Raw genomic sequence first — 15,699 nt, forward strand, 5'->3', positions numbered from 1 at the left:
AGCGAACATAGTATAAGGTGGGTCGGTTCGGCAAGTATGTCGCCTCGGTCAGGATTTTTTGTCGTCCCTATAGGCATTGGGTATGGCAATCGCTATGATGCCCTTTAAATAGACTGAAGCGACGGCAAATACCGTGGAGCGGGCCATGCTAGATGAACGAACCCCTATCGTAATCGAAGACGAAGAGAGTTTCCGTGATTTCCATGATGCCGTGAGCGATTATGCGCCGCATATCGAGGCTTTGGTCGCCTTGCTCAGGCAACAGCCTACCGATTCAGACGCGGTGGCCGATCTCTTTCGAACTTTTCACAACATCAAGGGCGATGCCAGTCTTTGCCGGCTGACGTTCCTGGTGCCTTTCATGCATTCGGCGGAAACGCTGCTCGCGCGCGTGCGCTCGGGCGAAGTGCCGTTCACCCCCAGACTTGCCGACGTGCTGTTGTTGTCGACCGATCGCCTGCAACAGGCGGTGGACTCGCTGGCGGCCGGCGAGTCCACCGGTAATCTGCACTTGGCGGAATTGACCTCGGCGCTGGAGGCCATGCATCACATGGCCCCGACCGAAGTCGAGCGCGCCTGTGTTCAATTGATCGCCGCGTTGACCGGTGTGCGCGAAGAGCGCGGCGAGGTGTTCGATCTGCAGGCGCTGATGATCGACCGCCCCGGCGATCTGGCGTTTTTCAAACAACTGGCGCTGCAGCTCGAGCGCCGTTCTTCGCTGTTTACCGGCCGCACGGAGCGCAATCTGAAGCTTGCTTTGCTGACCAATCAGTTGGCCGGTGCCCCGATCGATCCCGAGCAGTTGTGTGCCGCGGTGTATGTGCACGACCTGGGGATGGTGTGGCTGCCGGAGGCGTTATGGATCGGCAATCGTGTTATGCATGACGAAGAGCGGCAACAGATGCGCCAGCATGTCGGCTGGGCCGCTGGCCTGTTGCAGCGCATCCCTGGCTGGGACTTGGCCGCGCGTATCGTGTTGCATCACCATGAAAAGCCTGACGGCACGGGCTATCCGCAAGGGTTGCACCAGGATCAGATCGAGCCGGGGGCGAAGATCTTGGCGTTGGTCGATGCCTTCGAGTCGGTGATGGTCAAGCAGGGGGCGCGCGGCCAGCCGCGTTCGACGCTGCGGGCCGCGGCCGAGGTGAATGCCGCCGATCACCAGTTCGACCCGGCATGGGTTCGGCATTTCAATCATGCGGTGCAGCATGTGCTGGATGAGGCGAATAGTTGACAGGCGAATCGTGTCCGGCACGATTTAGGTCATGGTCGTGTGGCTGGCAGCATGTATAATTCACCGCCATAGCGTATAAGAAATTGCTGAATGATCGATGTCGGCGGGCGAAGTGGCTGCGCCCCGGTCATCGCAGCCACAGAATACATGGCATTGCAAAATGACTACCCCACGATGGTTGTGCTGGAGGGCGAGGTTTTATTCGACCGGCAGCGCAGGCATCTCTCTAGGCAGGACGTGCATGTCGAGCTGAAGGAGCACGAGGCTCGACTGTTGTCCGCGCTCCTCGACGGCATCCAGGATAAGCGCGAAATCATCGAGCTGCTCTGGGAGTCTCGCGGCGTCATCGTCACCGAAAACAACTACTACAAGGTGGTGAAAGGGCTGCGCAACGCGTTCGAGTCCGTTGGTCTCTCCGCCGATCTACTCAAGACCCTGCCGCGTGTCGGTATTGCCTTTGTCGGCATGGCCGAGCCGCTGGCGGCCGGCCTGGATGCCGTGGAGCGGTTACCCGTGGCGGCGCCGGTGGTCGCGGCGGACGACGATGTCGGCGTGGCGCCAATGGCCGAGTCGAAACCGGCGGCGGCCGAGCGCCGGCGTCAGGCGTGGTTGTTCGGTGTGCTGATTCTGGCGATGGCACTGCTGTGCGGTAGTTTGTTGCTGCGCTCGGATAACGGTTTCCGTCTGCTGGGTACGGCGTCCGGTATCAAGATCTACGTTTTCAAAGATCCTGGCGTGTCGCTGGTCGACGTGCTGGCGCGTTATCGCCGTTTCGATCTCGAGCAGCAAAATACCCGCTATATCTACTATCGTGCGGTCGGCAAGAACTTCATTATCTTGGCATGCCCAACCGCGCTGCCGGATGGGGCGGAATCATGCGTATCCCTGATGCAAAAAAATATCTGATCATCCTGGCGTTGGAGACGATGCTGGCGGCGACGTTATGGTGGGCCAATCCGGCAGGGGGGCGCGAGCTTTCGCCACGCAATCCGTGTCTTGCCAATGTGGTCATCGCGCGTGGACAGGCGGCGCCCGGACGAGTGGGTGGTCACTTGATGGTGTTCCCGGCCGGATCCCAGTGGATTTTCAATCTGAGCTGGAAGGCCAATGGCGCGCTGCACGTGCTGCACCGCCAGATCGATGCCCGTTTCCAGGATCTGGGTATGGGGCGTTTCCAGTATGTCACCCGTTCGGTTTCCCGTTATCGGGATGACACCGATGACGATGTCGCGACACTGTTTCCCATGCTGCAACCCGGCGCATCCGGCTCCATGACTTTTACGCCGATCGCCGATGGTCTGTTCAATGCGCAGGTTAACGAGGACTTTCAGTTTTATTGCAGCGAGCAGTAAACCCGCGGTTTTTAAGGAAAAAACGGCGGAATTCAGAAATTTTCAGAAGTATTCCCTACTTTGTATAGTCAAATTCAGACTAAGTCCGTGCAATTTTCTGGGGCGGGGGTAAGCTGGGTACATCAGGACGGCGCAGCACTTTATGCCGCACCTGGTGGGTAAGTAACCTGAAAGTCTTCTTCGAGGGCGTCCAGGTTGCGCGCATCCAGCCGGACACCCTTCGCTCTTATACGCTGGTTTTTGCTTGGCGCGTCGGGGTAGTCGTGCCAGGCAAATCTCAAGGCTGAGATGCGCGCAACCTGGACGTCTTTTCGTCTGGCGACCGTTCGCCGAACGGTCGCAATGATTCCAAGATAACGCTAAAACCGGGTAGGCTCAGCGCAGCTTGAAGAGCTCGCGCAGATGGCGCGCTACGGCAGCGTCGCGGTGGTGTCCGATGCGCTGCGCGCTTGGCAGTTGCGTCGCCAGTCGCGGATGGGCGTTGCCCATGATGCGGGGGTGGCCGGCCACTTGCAGCAGCTCGATATCGTTCTGACCATCGCCGAATGCGAGGCAATCGGCGGCGTCCACGCCCAGTCGGTTCAAAATCAATTTCAACGCATTGCCCTTGGAAACGTCGGGTGCCATGACTTCCAGGCAGTCGTCGGCCGAGAAAGTGATGGACGCAACGTCGCCGAAGCGAGCGTGCAATTGTTGCTCCACCTCGAGTAGGTGCGCGTGTTCGGCGATGTAGAGCACCTTGGCGACGCCCTCGCCGCTATGGCGGGTCAGATCGCTGACCTGGTATTGGAAGCCCGAGTCCTGGTGCATGTCGAGAATCCACTGGCAGGGTTGATCGATCAGCCAGGCATCGTCCAGGTAAAAGTTCAGCAGGCAGCCGCGCGACAGCGCTGGATCGGTGAGTTGCCGAACCAGGGCGGGTGGGATGTCGCTGCGGTGGATCGGTTGATCGTCCGGGTCGTGGATGCGGGCGCCGTTCGAGGTGATCAGGTGGGCGCGCACGCCGAGCGAGGCGCGGATGCCGGTGACGTCAAGAAAATGCCGTCCGGTGGCGATCGCGAGATGCACACCCAGATTGTCGAGAGACTGCAGCGTTTGGGCGGTATAGGCATCGACGCTGTGATTGCCGTCGAGCAAGGTGCCGTCCAGATCGGAGACGATGAGCTGGTACACGGTGAAGGGGCTTGAGAACGTAAGAGTGGGAATCATACCCGAAAACCGCTGTTTCGGTTGCTTCTTGGTGAGGGGCGTCTGAATTTTTGTTGGAAATCAATTTGTTGAATCGTGCTGCTTGTCGAGGCTTTAGGCCGATAAGTGGTCGCGATCGATCCATGCGTCGTGTTCGATGCGATAGATGATGCTGTCGGCGATGCCGGGGCGCGGGTCGGCTTGACGCGCTACCTCGTGCATGCCGATTTTTTCCAGGACTCGACGCGATGCTTGATGCGGCTCGCGTACCGTGGCCCGTATTTCGGCAAGGCGGTACAGCGTGAAGCCGTATTTCAATGCGTATCGGGCAAATTCGGTTGCCAGTCCTTGTCCCCAGGCCGATGTTGCAAATCGATAGCCCAGGTTTGGGTGGGTTTGTGTGCCGAACAGTCCCCAGTGCAGTCCGCCGAAGCCGATGATGGCATCGGGTTGGCGTTTGAGTCGTATGCTCCAGGTGCAGAAGCCGTGCTGTTGGCGATGATCCAGCCAGCGTTGCATGCGCGCTTCGGCTTCGCGCCGGTCTTTCATCGGGCCTGCCGGGTTGAAGGTGTTGGTGGCGGGGTCGCCGTAAATGTCGAACAAGCGGTCAATGTCTGCTTCGCTGGGGTGGGTCAGCAGGAGGCGGGGGCTTTCGAGTGGGGTGGTCATGTCGGGGTGGGGCGCGAGCAATCAATAAACCATTTTGGATTATGCTAAAGGCATTTTCAATGAATGTGAATCAAAAAGCGGCGTAAGCCGCCTTTTGATCGTAGGGCTGCTTACTTGCTGCCGTGAGAGCGATCCATCTCCCACTTGTCCCCGCTGACTTCATTGCCCTGCGCCCTTTGGTTGTCTGGCGGGGCCATGCCGTTGCCGGCCTGGGTTTGCGACGACGAGGTCGCAACCGAATCGTCGGCGGAAGCGAGCAAAGGGATGCCTGCGGAGAAAATGGCCAGAATAGCGGCGAAAATACGAGTTTTCATGGTTAACTCCTTTGAATGGCGTTTATGATGGCTCCCTGCGCCTTTGTTGTGATTCTGTTATATCGTAACCTGATGTTTAGTACCAGTTGACAGGAATTAAAAAGTATGAATTTGGTATAAAATGACTTAACATTTTCAGGTTTTAAGCTGCAAGTGATTGATTTTGCCGAAATTTGTGTAATAAATTTTAACAAAACCAGTATGGATTTGGGTCGTGACGCGTGCCGGTGCCATCTGATTTTGAGGTGTTGGCAAGACGCTACAAACGTCTGAAGGCTCGACCTCGCGCCATGGGACGCCTAGTTCGTTCGAACTAGGCGTTTTCGACTTCCGGCCGACTGTTTCGTACGACGCGAGCCCCTACACTGGCGGCAAGGAGCCCGCTCATGTTCGAATCCTCGTCATCCGCCCCAGCCGAGCTGCTGGACGCTTTCGGCCGTCGCATCGATTATCTGCGCCTGTCGGTCACGGATCGCTGCGATCTGCGCTGTCGTTATTGCCTGCCCAAAGGCTTCGACGATTACGCCGAACCCGCCGATTGGCTCGGTTTCGACGAGATAGAGCGCGTGGTGGCGGCTTTTGCCGCACTTGGGGTGCGGCGTTTTCGACTGACTGGCGGCGAGCCGCTGATGCGTCGCAATCTGACCGCGTTGGTGGCGCGCCTGTCCGTCATCGATGGCGTGCGCGATCTGTCGCTGTCGACCAATGCCACTCAGTTGGCGCGCCATGCCGAGGCACTGAAGCAAGCCGGGCTGTCGCGGCTGAATGTCAGTCTCGACTCGCTGGACAAAGGCTGCATGCAGCAGGTGACCGGGCGGGATAGTCTGGATACGGTCATGGCCGGGCTCATGGCCGGCAAGGCGGCGGGGCTCGCGCCGATCAAATTGAACATGGTGCTGATGCGCGGCATCAATGACGGCGAGGTCGGCCGCATGGCGGCATTCTGCTTCGAGCATGGCTTTATTCTGCGCTTGATCGAAGCCATGCCCATGGGCGCGAGCGGACGCAATACCAGTTATCTGCCGGTGGCCGACGTCCTGCCTGCACTGATCGAGCGCTTTGGGCTCGTACCCTCCGCGCGGACGCTGGGCGGCGGCCCGGCCCGCTATTGGCAGACACCGGACGGCCGGGGGCAGCTCGGTACGATTACGCCGATCAGTCAGCACTTTTGCGCCACCTGTAACCGGGTGCGGTTGTCGGTGGACGGTACGCTGTATCTGTGCCTGGGGCAGGAGGACAAAGTCGAGCTGCGGCCACTCATGCGCGCCGGTTGTGACGATGCCACTTTGCGCGCGGCCATCGTCGACGCGATTCGACGCAAGCCGGAAAAACACCATTTTGTCGAGACGCCGGCTAAAATCCTCAGATTCATGTCCCAGACGGGTGGGTAGCCAGTATGACCATGTCGCCTCTCGATGTTCTGCCGCAGTGGCGGCGTTTGAGCGTTCGCGTTGTTGGTTTCCTGCTGTTGACGCTGCTGATCGGGCTGACGGCGATCGGCGCCACCTTGTATCTCTCCTGGCAACTGGAGGGCGGCGCCGCCGCCATCAACGCCGCCGGCAGCCTGCGCAAACAAACCTACCGGCTGGCGCTGTCGCTAGAGGAGTATACCGCGGCGCCCGATCCCGCCTTGCGGCTGCGCATCGTCAATGATCTTGGGGTGTTCGAGCACACGCTGACCCAGCTCAAGAACGGCGATCCGACACGCCCGCTGTATCTGCCGCACGACGAGACGGTGCATCTGGCCTTCGATCGCATCCGCGCACATTACCAGGCTGAGATCCTGCCGCCGGCCCAAGCGGTGCTGGCCGGCCGCAACGGCCCGGCGCGCGCCGATTTACGCGTGCGCGCCGACGATTTCGTCGGGCAGATCGACGGGCTGGTGACGCTTGTCGAACACTACAACGAGCGCCGCACGCTGCTGCTGCAGGCGTCGCAGGTGATGTTGATCGCGATGGCCATCGCCGGTTGCACGGCGCAGATCTATCTGATGTTTCTGCTGATTTTCCGCCCGTTGGAACGCTTGAGCGAAGGCATGCGCCGCATGGCTTCGCGCGATCTGTCCGTGCGCTTGCCGGTGGAAACGCGCGACGAATTCGGTGCGTTGACGCAGGGCTTCAACCATATGGCCGACCGTCTGTCGGACTCCTACGCCACGTTGGAGGCACGCGTTCAGGATAAAACCGCCATCCTCAACGAGCAAAATCGCGAGTTGTCGTTGTTATATGGCATTACGGCTTGGCTAAACGAGAATTTCGATGCCCAGGAATTATGCCAAGGCTTCGTCGAGCATCTGCGCACTTGGTTCGGCGCCGCGGCGGCGAGCGTGCGGGTGACCGATCCCGCCGGGCAGCAGGCGCATCTGCTGGCCGCCGATCGATTGCCGGACGTGTTGATCGATGCACCCGAGTGCCGCCAGATCGACGATTGCCTGTGCGGGCAGGTGGTGCGTAGCAATGGCGCGGTCATCAAGGATTTTCGCATGGGCGTGCCGGAAGGATTTCCGGCCTCCTGTACCCGGCTCGGTTTCGCCCAGGTCTCGGCGTTTCCTGTGCGGGCCCGTCAGCAGCAGACCGGCTTCTTTACCCTCCATTTCCAAACGCCGCACGCCTTCAGTCCGCGCGAAATGCAATTGCTCGACAGCCTGGGCAATCACTTGGGCAATGCGCTGGAAAGCTTGCGGCTTGCCGCCAGCGAACGCGAGCTGGCGGTGACCCAAGAGCGCAATTTGCTGGCGCAGGGATTGCACGACAGCATTGCCCAGGGCTTGTCCTTCCTCAACCTGCAGGTGCAGATGTTGGACGATGCCCTCAAGCGCTCGGCGCTCGACGAGGCACGAACCATCGTTCCGCTTTTGCATACCGGCGTGCAGGAAAGTTATGACGATGTCCGCGATTTACTGCACAATTTCAGGGCTCGGCTGGACGAGAACGATTTGCGTAGCGCGCTGGAAGCCGCCGTCGGCAAGTTCCGCCGCCAGACCGGGTTGCATGTCGACTTTACCGCGACCGGTCACGGACTGCCGCTGCCGACCGATCTGCAGATCCAAGTGCTGTTCATCTTGCAAGAGGCGTTGTCCAATGTGCGTAAACATGCGCAGGGCGCGGATCGGGTCGAAGTGCATTATGCCGAGGGGCCGATGCTGTCGCTCGTCATCCGCGACAATGGCCCGGGGCTGGATCCCGCACGCATGGCCGAACGCAGCGAGCGCCACGTCGGTCTGCGCATCATGCACGAGCGCGCGGCCCGGCTCGGTGCGACGCTGACGATTGAATCCGGGCCGGGTGTCACCGTGAGCCTGTCCCGACCCGAACCTAGCCGTGGCGCGATGCCAAGGAATGATCATGACTGAACCGATTCGCGTGTTGCTGATCGACGACCACACCCTGTTTCGTAGTGGCATCAGCCTGCTGTTGTCCAAACAGCCGGATATCCGAGTGGTCGGCGAGGCCGCCGATGGCGCCGAGGGCATCAAACAAGTGCATGCGCTGACGCCGGATGTGGTGCTGCTCGATTTGAACATGCCCGGCTTGTCCGGTTTGGAAGCGTTGCAATTGATTATGCAGGACGCGCCGGATATGGCGGTGCTGATGCTGACTGTGTCCGAGGATGCCGAGGATCTGGGTGCGGCGTTGAAGAACGGTGCTCGCGGCTATCTGCTGAAAAACATCGATGCCGACTTCCTGGTCGGCGCCATTCGCCGCGCTCACGACGGCGAGGCCGTGATTGCCGACGGCATGACCGCCAAGCTCGTCCAACAGTTTCGCGCCGCAGGCAGCGCGCCGGCGCCTGGTGCCGACAAAGTGCGGCTCACCCCGCGCGAATGCGAGATACTCAGCTGTCTGGCCCGCGGCGACAGCAACAAGGTCATCGCGCGCAAGCTGGATGTGGCCGAGAGCACGGTCAAAATTCATGTGCAGAACATTCTGAAGAAACTGGGCTTATCGAGCCGAGTGCAGGCGGCGGTCTATGCCGTCGAGCACGGCTTGGGTTAATCGCTCGCCCCTCGCGACATTTCTTAACGCTTCTCCCTCCGGCTTCAATGGGCCTGGGCTTGTCAATTGCGAGAGATCGTACTATGACGGACAAATAACCAATCGGTTTGGTTGAGGGTGAGGGCATGATCCGTGTCGTCATTGCCGAAAAGCATGAGATTGTGCGCGAAGGCATCAAACAACTCTTGTTGCTGGCCGGCGATATTGCCATCGCGGGCGATGCCAGCGGGAGCGGGCAGCTTATCGAACTCGCGCGCACGACGTCGCCCGACGTGGTGTTGCTGAACATTGCCCACGCCAATGTGGAGGGTGTGGATGCCATTGCCCGCATCCGATCGCTCGCGCCGGCGCCTGCCATCCTGGTTCTGTCATGCAACGAAGAGCTGCAGCTTGCCGCGCGCGTATTGAAAGCCGGGGTTGCCGGCGTCTGCAGCTTGGACGGCAGCCCGACAGAGTTGCTCGCCGCGATCCGTAAAGTGGCGCGAGGAGGGCGCTATATCGATCCGGCGCTGAGCGACCGCTTGCTGTTCGATGTGGCGTTGAACGACACGCGTTTTCCGCATGCCAGATTATCCGAACGAGAGTTCCAGGTGTTCGAGCGGCTGGTGCGCGGCATCAATGCCAACCAGATCGGGACACAGCTGAACATCAGCGTCAAGACCGTCAGCGCGCATAAACTGCGGCTGATGAAGAAGCTGAGCGCCGCTTCGGTGGCCGACATGGTGCGCTATGCGATCGAACATCGGTTGATCTGAACACTATCCTTGAGGATAAAACGGCCGGGCGGACTGCGTGGCGGCCCATGGGAACGTGTATGGCGAAACTCGGCAATGTACAGCGTCGATCTGCCGGTAATGGAGATTATTTTGTTTTAGCGTTTTTAGCAGTTGGTTGGTATCGACGGGTTTGATGACCGAGCTGACGACGCCTCTGTCACGCACGGCGATGATGTGATAGTCCTTGTCGAAGCTATTGTGAAGCGCCCGGGTGATTTCCAAGGGTGTGTCTGAGTGGTACGGGTAGAGGTTGTAGTTGCCGATTTCGCGCGGACCTGTAATGGTTTCGCGTGGCGTGTATCTCCGTTGGCCGATCCTTTCAAGTCCGGGGTCGAGCAAGTAAGCACCATCATCGGCAGCATATCTAATCGTCGTGCCTCGCGGCAGATGGGTTGTCGAAGGGCGCAGGGGCTTCATGCCATGTGCAGTGAGCACCGCTCTATTCGGCGCGGCGTAGCCTTTATTGGAATAAATCTCAAAGTTTCCATATGTCACTCGTTCCACCGAGGAACTCATCGCCACCGGCTCGCTGCTTGCCGCGCGGGAGCCACCTAGGGTCCTGCGACCGGGGGCTTTGCTCTCCTCGGCGATATCATCCACCAACCCATAAGCCTTCCTAGCGCCTTTAAGTGCCTTATGCTCTGCGCGTGCGCCCTGTACCATACCGCCCGCGGCCGAGGCGAGGCCGCTGCCGAGCGAGATCCAGCCCAGAATGCTGGAGGCTTCCGGATTGCTCTCCTTGGTGGCGATGCTGGCGATGCCGGTGGCGCCCGAGATCAAGCCGGCGGCGATGGTCACGGTCGCCATCACCGGCCCAAGCGCACCGGCGCTCGCCACGGTCAGGGCCATGCCCGCCACGGCCAGGCCGATGCCGGCCCAGCCCTTCCAGCTCAGATGCCCGCTCGGGTCGCTGCGGTTGATTGGGTCGCCGGCGCAGTAGGCGTAGGGGTTGAGGCCGCCGGCGCCGAAGGGGCTGTAGCCGTAGCCGTCCGGGGTGTTGAAGCGCATCAAGATCGGGTTGTAGGCACGGGTGCCGTTGCCCAGGTGGTAGCTGCCGCTGACCGGGTCGAGCAGTTCGCCGTTGAAGCCCAGCACCGTCAGGTCCTGGGTGTCGGACGGGCGGTAGCCGTATGGCGCGTAGCTGTAAGATGCCTGTTGCATCGCGCTCTGGCGCGCCAGTCGCACGCTGCCTTGCGCATCGCTGCCGGTGAGCGCGGTCGTGCCGGCGCGCCGCTCGGCGACGCAGTGGCCGCCGGCGTGGATCAGGCGCGTGTTGGCGCCGCTTTCGCGCGTTACCAGGTTGACCAGCGTGTCGCCATCGTAATAGAGCTCGCGCGTGTCGCCGTTTTGCACCGCCTGGGCGACGAGCCGGTCGGTGCCGTCGTACAGGTAGCGGCCGCCGCCGGCGATCTGGGCGAGCCGCCCCAATGCGTCGTAGCCTAGCGTGCGGCCGGCTTCGTCCCGCACCAGGCGACCGCAGCCGTCGTAGCGCAGTTCGATGCGCGCCGGGTAGGCCTCATGGCTGTGCGTGACGGCGGAGAGCTGGTTCTTGTCGGCGTTGTCGTAATGGAAGGTCGCGGTATCATCGCCGCCCAGGAAGGTGGTGGCGACCTGGGTCACATTGTCCAGCGCGTCGTACTCGAAGGTCTGCGATACGATGGACTGGCCGTAGGCGTCGTGCGGCCGGCCGACGAGGTTGCCGTCCACGCTGTAACGCTGCAGCCGGTTACGCCGGTCGTATTCGAAGGTCTCGCTACACCACTGCGCATTGTTACGGCGCACCTCGCGCCGGCTGACTTGGCCGTTGAGGGCGTAGCTTTGCGAGAAGATCCAGTTGTCGTCGCCGCAGACTAGTGTGCGCTGGTTCTCGCGGTTGAAGTCGTCGTAGCCCAGGGTGGTGGTCATGGCCTGTCCGCTCTGGACGTCGGTGGCGGTCCAATGATCGAGGCGGCCGATGTCGTCATAGACGATGTCGACCGCGACGTCGCCGTCGGCGATGCGCACCACCTGGCCGCGGTCGTTGTACTGGGTGGTTTGCGTCACCCCGGCGATGTCGGTGTAGTCGAGCGGCAAGCCATTGGGTGTGTAGCCGTAGCGGGCTTGGCGGGAGGTGCCGCCCGTCGGTTGGAAGGTCTCGTCTTGCATGAGTCCGAGCGGCGAATAGCTTAGCCGGCGTTGGTGACTGCCGGTTTCCTCGGCACTGAGCAAGGCGCCGGTCTGCTTGTCGTAGTCGAAGGCCTGCGCCACCGTGCCGGCGGCGACGCCGGCCAGCGCATTGTCCAGCTCCTTGACGTATCGATAGCGGATTTCGCTGCCGTCGGGCTGGGTGAGCTTACTCGGTACCGGTGAGGCGGCGTCGGCATATTCGAGGCGGGTGGTGCGGCCGCCGTTGCTGCTGGCGGTCAGGCGTCCCAGGCCGTCGAAGGTTTGCGTGCCTTGCGAGACGCCATTGACCAGGATCTCCGTCACCCAATCCGCACCGCCCGAGTCGGGGGCGTAACGGCGGGTGACGACGGTGCCGTCCGGCAGGGTCTGGGTCGCCACGCGGCCCCAGGCATCGTAATCGTAGCGGGTTTCGCGTCCCAACTCGTCGGTGACGGCAAGCTGCCGGCCGAGACCATCGTAGCGCTGCTGTATTTGGCCTTGTTCGGTGCCATCGTGGGTGTAGCGCGTCACGGTGTCGGGCAGGCGCTGCAGCGTGTAGTGGGTAACCTCCCGACCTTGTCGGCTGCCGGTGAGCTGGGTGGCGACGGTCATCGCCACGGCGTCGGTGGCGGTGTTGAGCTGGTCGCCGACGCTGCCGGTGAGCTGATCGACCTGATCCCAGCCGTCGTAGCGTTGCGTGGTGCGGCTGGTCAGTGGGAGGGGGGCGCCGCGCCGGTTGGGGTTGGGTACGATGTCGAACACGTCGCTACGCAAGGCGCGGCCGCGGGCATCGAAGGTGTTGGTGGCGCTGTCGTGCCAGTCCGCGTCGTCCTGCGCTTTGACCGCCTGGCGCACCGCGCGCCCGAGCCCGTCATACCAGGTGCGGCTTTGATTGCCCTTCGGGTCGGTGACGACGGTTAGCGGCCGATTGCCCTGCGCGGTGTCGATGCTGTAGGCATACTGTACCGTCGCTTGGTAGGCGCCGCCGCGCTGGGCGGTGGCGGTCAGCACGCGCCCCAGCGTGTCGTAGGTATAGTCGACGGTGTTGCCCTGGGCATCGACCGTCGCCAGTTGGCGTCCGCTCAAGCGCGAGAGGGTCATCGCGGAGGTGATGGTCAGCCGATCATGGGTGGTGTCGGTCTCGGTCTGGGTCCACTGGTCGCCGTTGCGGGCGAAGGTGTAGCTGCGGGTATAGCGGAAGCTTTGGGCTTCTTCCGAGGTCGCGCCCTCGGGGTAGCGGTCTTCTTCGATGCGCGTGACTCGGCCGAACTCGGGGTTGGCGGTATCGGTCTGGTAGATCGTGCGGCGGCGGGTGAGCCATTGCGTGCCCGACAGCGTGTCCTCTTGGATCGGCAACGCCGCGTTGGCCGGCATGTGCGCTTGGCTGGTCGACAGGGTGGCCAGCGTGTCGTAGCGGTAGCGGGTGAGCTGCGTCGGCGCGGCCGGCAGGTTGGCGGGCGGGGTGACGGTCTGCGACTTCACCAGGCGCTGGAAACCGTTGGGCTCGGCGGGCGCCGCGCCGGACTCGCCTTCGGGCGGGTAATAGACCCACTCGGTCACGGTGCCGTCCGGCGCGGTCTGCCGGATCAGGTTGCCCCAGTCGTCGTATGCGGCCGAGGAGTCCTCCGATCGCGGGGGAAGGGTCGTCTGGCTGCGATCGTCGTAGACGATGGTGGTGCGGGTCGGCGACTGAAACCACGCCGGCAAGGTGTCGAAGGCGCCCGGGCGGATGCCGTCGTAGCGCATCGAGGTAGTGCGCACGCGTCGTTGGTCGGTGATGCTTTCCTCGATCTGCAGGTGGTAGCAGTTGTAGGTGCGCTGGGTGACGGCGCCGTCGCAGGTCGCGCGGGTCCAGTAGGTGTACGAGGTCGGCCGGCTGTAGAGATAGTCCTCGTTGGCGTTCCAGCTGCCGCTGCCGCTCCCTTCGTAGCCGAGATAGTTGTTACTGTCGTAGCTGTAGGTGGTGACGATGTTCGGTTGGTCGGCGCCCGGTGTCAGGGTGTGGCGAAACACCGCCGGCAGGGCGGGCAGGTTGGACGCCGGGGGAAATTTATGCACGTTCTCCTGATATTCGGCGCGCTCCACCAGCCCGGTGGGGGCGGTCACGGTGGTCAGCCGGTGCGAGGTGTCGTAGCCGAAGCGCCAGAGGAGACCGGCGGCCAGGTGCTGCACGGTGTCCAAATAGCTGCTCTTGAAGGCCAATTGGATCGTATAGCCTTCGTCCGGGCTGTCCGGCCAGACCTGGACGGTGGTGTAGATGGTGGTGGGGTCGGGGTAATGGATCGTCAGCAGGGTTCGACCTGTCATGTCGCGCACCGCGGTGAGGCGCGGCGGTGTCTTGCCGCGATCCCATTCCAGCGTCAGGTAATGCCCTAGCGGGGAAATGAGCTGGATCGGCACGTGGATGGCGTTGGTGGTATCCGGTCCGGCTAGCCACTCGATATGGCCGGACTTGTAGGTGACCTGATAGCCGTTGGCGAACTTCTCGAAGCGGATGCCGCGCACCACGTTCTGCCGCAGCGTGACGGTCGAGCCGCTCTCCTGCACCTTGTAGCGTTCGCCGGAAGCCAGGCTGAGCAGGCGGCTGCCGCGGTCGTACTGGGTCAGGCCGAGCACGCAGCCGATGCCGAAGCCGGCGTTGACCGGACTGAGCGGGGAGTAGTTGAGTGCCAGCGGCAGCTCGGGCCCGAGGGCGTCGTTGCCGGTGAGTTCGGCGAGCGGGAAATTGAGGGTGAAGAGCCCGGTGCGCGGATCGACGTGGCCCTGGGTAGCGCTGGCGAAGTTGTAGGCCTGGCTATAGAAGTCGGACTGGTTCGGCATAACGGGCTCCAGTGTGGGGTATGGGCTGCGTTACCAGTCCTCTGTGACAAGGTTCGAACTTACCTGCGGTTCGCCATCCAGATTGACGGAGGCGAGGGGGGCGTTCGGCAGCCAGGTAAAGCTGAAATACAGGCGATATCGGGTGCCGGCGGTGTCGACGATATGCAGGTAAGCGGGTTGACGCATTTCGGGCGAGATAGCGTCGCCTGTGTGCGCGAAATGCTTGCCGAAGGTTTTGCAGACGGCGACTTGATTGGCCTCGACATGGACTTGATACGGCTGCTTGGTCTCGTATTTGTCGCCGAGAAAGCCCACGTAGGCGCCGCCCGCGCCTTCGCCGACATAGCGGTCATAGGTGCGCGACTGCAGTAAACCAGCGCCATTCTGTTGCGGGGGCAGGACGCAGGCGAAGAATATCCACCGTTTGTTTGCGTTATCGTCCGTGTGCGATTCCATGAAATACGAATTGGTGATCGTCCGGCTGCCGGCCTCCCAAATCCAGTGATGCGCGTTCATGCGCGATGGCACGGTCCAGGTGTACACGTCCACATAATCGGAAACCTGGCCGATTTTGGGGGGGGAGTAGTTGTCGATCGGGCGGGTATGCGCGAGTTGCAGCTCGTTGCCTTCGATGTTGCGCGGCGTTTGCGCCACCAAGGTGACGACGCTTTGTTCGATACCCGGGGAGGTGCCGGTACTGTCGAAATCCGTCGTGCCGCTGTTTATGGCGCTCGGCACGTTGCGTACTTGAACGGCCAAGCCGATGCTACGGCGGGTTTCCGTATAGGGGCACATGACGTAGTAGGTGTAAGTGATCGTGCCGTCGGCGCCGGTTTGGGCGCGCTCAGGCGGCGTTGCTGTGCTGCGCGTGCCGGAGGGGCTGGTGACGTATTCGTTGCGCGTAGCCATGAGGAACCATTCGCGCGGCTGTGTGCCACTGGTGAAGCGAGGGAGTCGATTGGCCAGGTTTCCCCGATCCGCCAGGTACAGGTTGCCGTCTATCGCGTTCACCTCGTTCGGAGTCGGGTTGAACACGATATTGCCCGTCTCGTTCAGCGCTTGCACATGGACATGGAGGGCAATCTGGTTTTTGCCGTTGCCATAAATCGTGCCGGATGCGTTGTGCGGGCTGTCGGCAAACTCGATACCGAGCGTTTTGATGCCTTTGATCCTGCCCCAGTCATAGCTCATGGTGCTCTCCTCGTT

The 15,699-nt window shown here is 61.7% G+C and carries 12 protein-coding genes; 7 read left to right on the forward strand and 5 right to left on the reverse strand.

Going from position 1 to position 15,699, the window contains the following annotated elements; genetic code table 11:
• Window positions 1-145: 145 nt before the first annotated feature.
• The 3 genes from DFP86_RS09670 to DFP86_RS09680 all read left to right on the forward strand — a co-directional run bounded on the left by DFP86_RS09670 (window position 146) and on the right by DFP86_RS09680 (window position 2,586).
• Window positions 146-1,234: an HD domain-containing phosphohydrolase gene (locus DFP86_RS09670; protein ID WP_133680614.1), complete on the forward strand. Its 1,089-nt coding sequence runs from the start codon at window positions 146-148 to the stop codon at window positions 1,232-1,234.
• Between the two features lie 147 nt (window positions 1,235-1,381).
• The gene (locus tag DFP86_RS09675; protein WP_133680616.1) at window positions 1,382-2,140 is read left to right on the forward strand and encodes a winged helix-turn-helix domain-containing protein; all 759 of its coding nucleotides are present in this window, start codon (window positions 1,382-1,384) and stop codon (window positions 2,138-2,140) included.
• Entirely contained in the window at window positions 2,110-2,586 is a 477-nt protein-coding gene (locus DFP86_RS09680; protein WP_133680618.1) for a hypothetical protein, read from the forward strand. The genes DFP86_RS09675 and DFP86_RS09680 overlap by 31 nt, the downstream gene beginning before the upstream one ends.
• A gap of 375 nt (window positions 2,587-2,961) precedes the next feature.
• Here the strand turns inward: DFP86_RS09680 and DFP86_RS09685 are convergent, their stop codons facing one another.
• The 3 genes from DFP86_RS09685 to DFP86_RS09695 form a co-directional block, all read right to left on the reverse strand.
• Window positions 2,962-3,795: a Cof-type HAD-IIB family hydrolase gene (locus tag DFP86_RS09685; protein WP_208108292.1), complete on the reverse strand. Its 834-nt coding sequence runs from the start codon at window positions 3,793-3,795 to the stop codon at window positions 2,962-2,964.
• Window positions 3,796-3,888: 93 nt separating this feature from the next.
• On the reverse strand, window positions 3,889-4,443 hold the full coding sequence (locus DFP86_RS09690) for a GNAT family N-acetyltransferase (RefSeq protein WP_133680620.1): 555 nt from the start codon (window positions 4,441-4,443) through the stop codon (window positions 3,889-3,891).
• A gap of 110 nt (window positions 4,444-4,553) precedes the next feature.
• A complete protein-coding gene (locus DFP86_RS09695; RefSeq protein WP_133680622.1) occupies window positions 4,554-4,757 on the reverse strand; it encodes a hypothetical protein in 204 nt (67 codons plus the stop codon).
• 386 nt (window positions 4,758-5,143) lie between these two features.
• Between DFP86_RS09695 and moaA the strand changes: the two genes are divergently transcribed.
• From moaA to DFP86_RS09715, 4 genes are all read left to right on the forward strand, one after another.
• Window positions 5,144-6,148, forward strand: coding sequence for a GTP 3',8-cyclase MoaA (gene moaA, locus DFP86_RS09700; RefSeq protein WP_133680624.1), 1,005 nt, complete (start codon window positions 5,144-5,146; stop codon window positions 6,146-6,148).
• A gap of 5 nt (window positions 6,149-6,153) precedes the next feature.
• A complete protein-coding gene (locus DFP86_RS09705) occupies window positions 6,154-8,109 on the forward strand; it encodes a type IV pili methyl-accepting chemotaxis transducer N-terminal domain-containing protein (protein WP_133680626.1) in 1,956 nt (651 codons plus the stop codon).
• On the forward strand, window positions 8,102-8,752 hold the full coding sequence (locus DFP86_RS09710) for a response regulator (protein WP_208108293.1): 651 nt from the start codon (window positions 8,102-8,104) through the stop codon (window positions 8,750-8,752). Before DFP86_RS09705 ends, DFP86_RS09710 begins: the two co-directional genes overlap by 8 nt.
• A gap of 125 nt (window positions 8,753-8,877) precedes the next feature.
• Window positions 8,878-9,507: a LuxR C-terminal-related transcriptional regulator gene (locus tag DFP86_RS09715; RefSeq protein ID WP_133680628.1), complete on the forward strand. Its 630-nt coding sequence runs from the start codon at window positions 8,878-8,880 to the stop codon at window positions 9,505-9,507.
• A gap of 3 nt (window positions 9,508-9,510) precedes the next feature.
• On the opposite strand, the gene DFP86_RS09720 is transcribed toward DFP86_RS09715, so the two are convergent.
• Window positions 9,511-14,493: an RHS repeat-associated core domain-containing protein gene (locus tag DFP86_RS09720; protein WP_133680630.1), complete on the reverse strand. Its 4,983-nt coding sequence runs from the start codon at window positions 14,491-14,493 to the stop codon at window positions 9,511-9,513.
• Between the two features lie 30 nt (window positions 14,494-14,523).
• The gene (locus DFP86_RS09725) at window positions 14,524-15,684 is read right to left on the reverse strand and encodes a hypothetical protein (RefSeq protein ID WP_133680632.1); all 1,161 of its coding nucleotides are present in this window, start codon (window positions 15,682-15,684) and stop codon (window positions 14,524-14,526) included.
• Window positions 15,685-15,699 lie beyond the last annotated feature (15 nt).

The organism is Paludibacterium purpuratum, from assembly GCF_004363805.1.
Classification (GTDB): Bacteria; Pseudomonadota; Gammaproteobacteria; order Burkholderiales; family Chromobacteriaceae; genus Paludibacterium; species Paludibacterium purpuratum.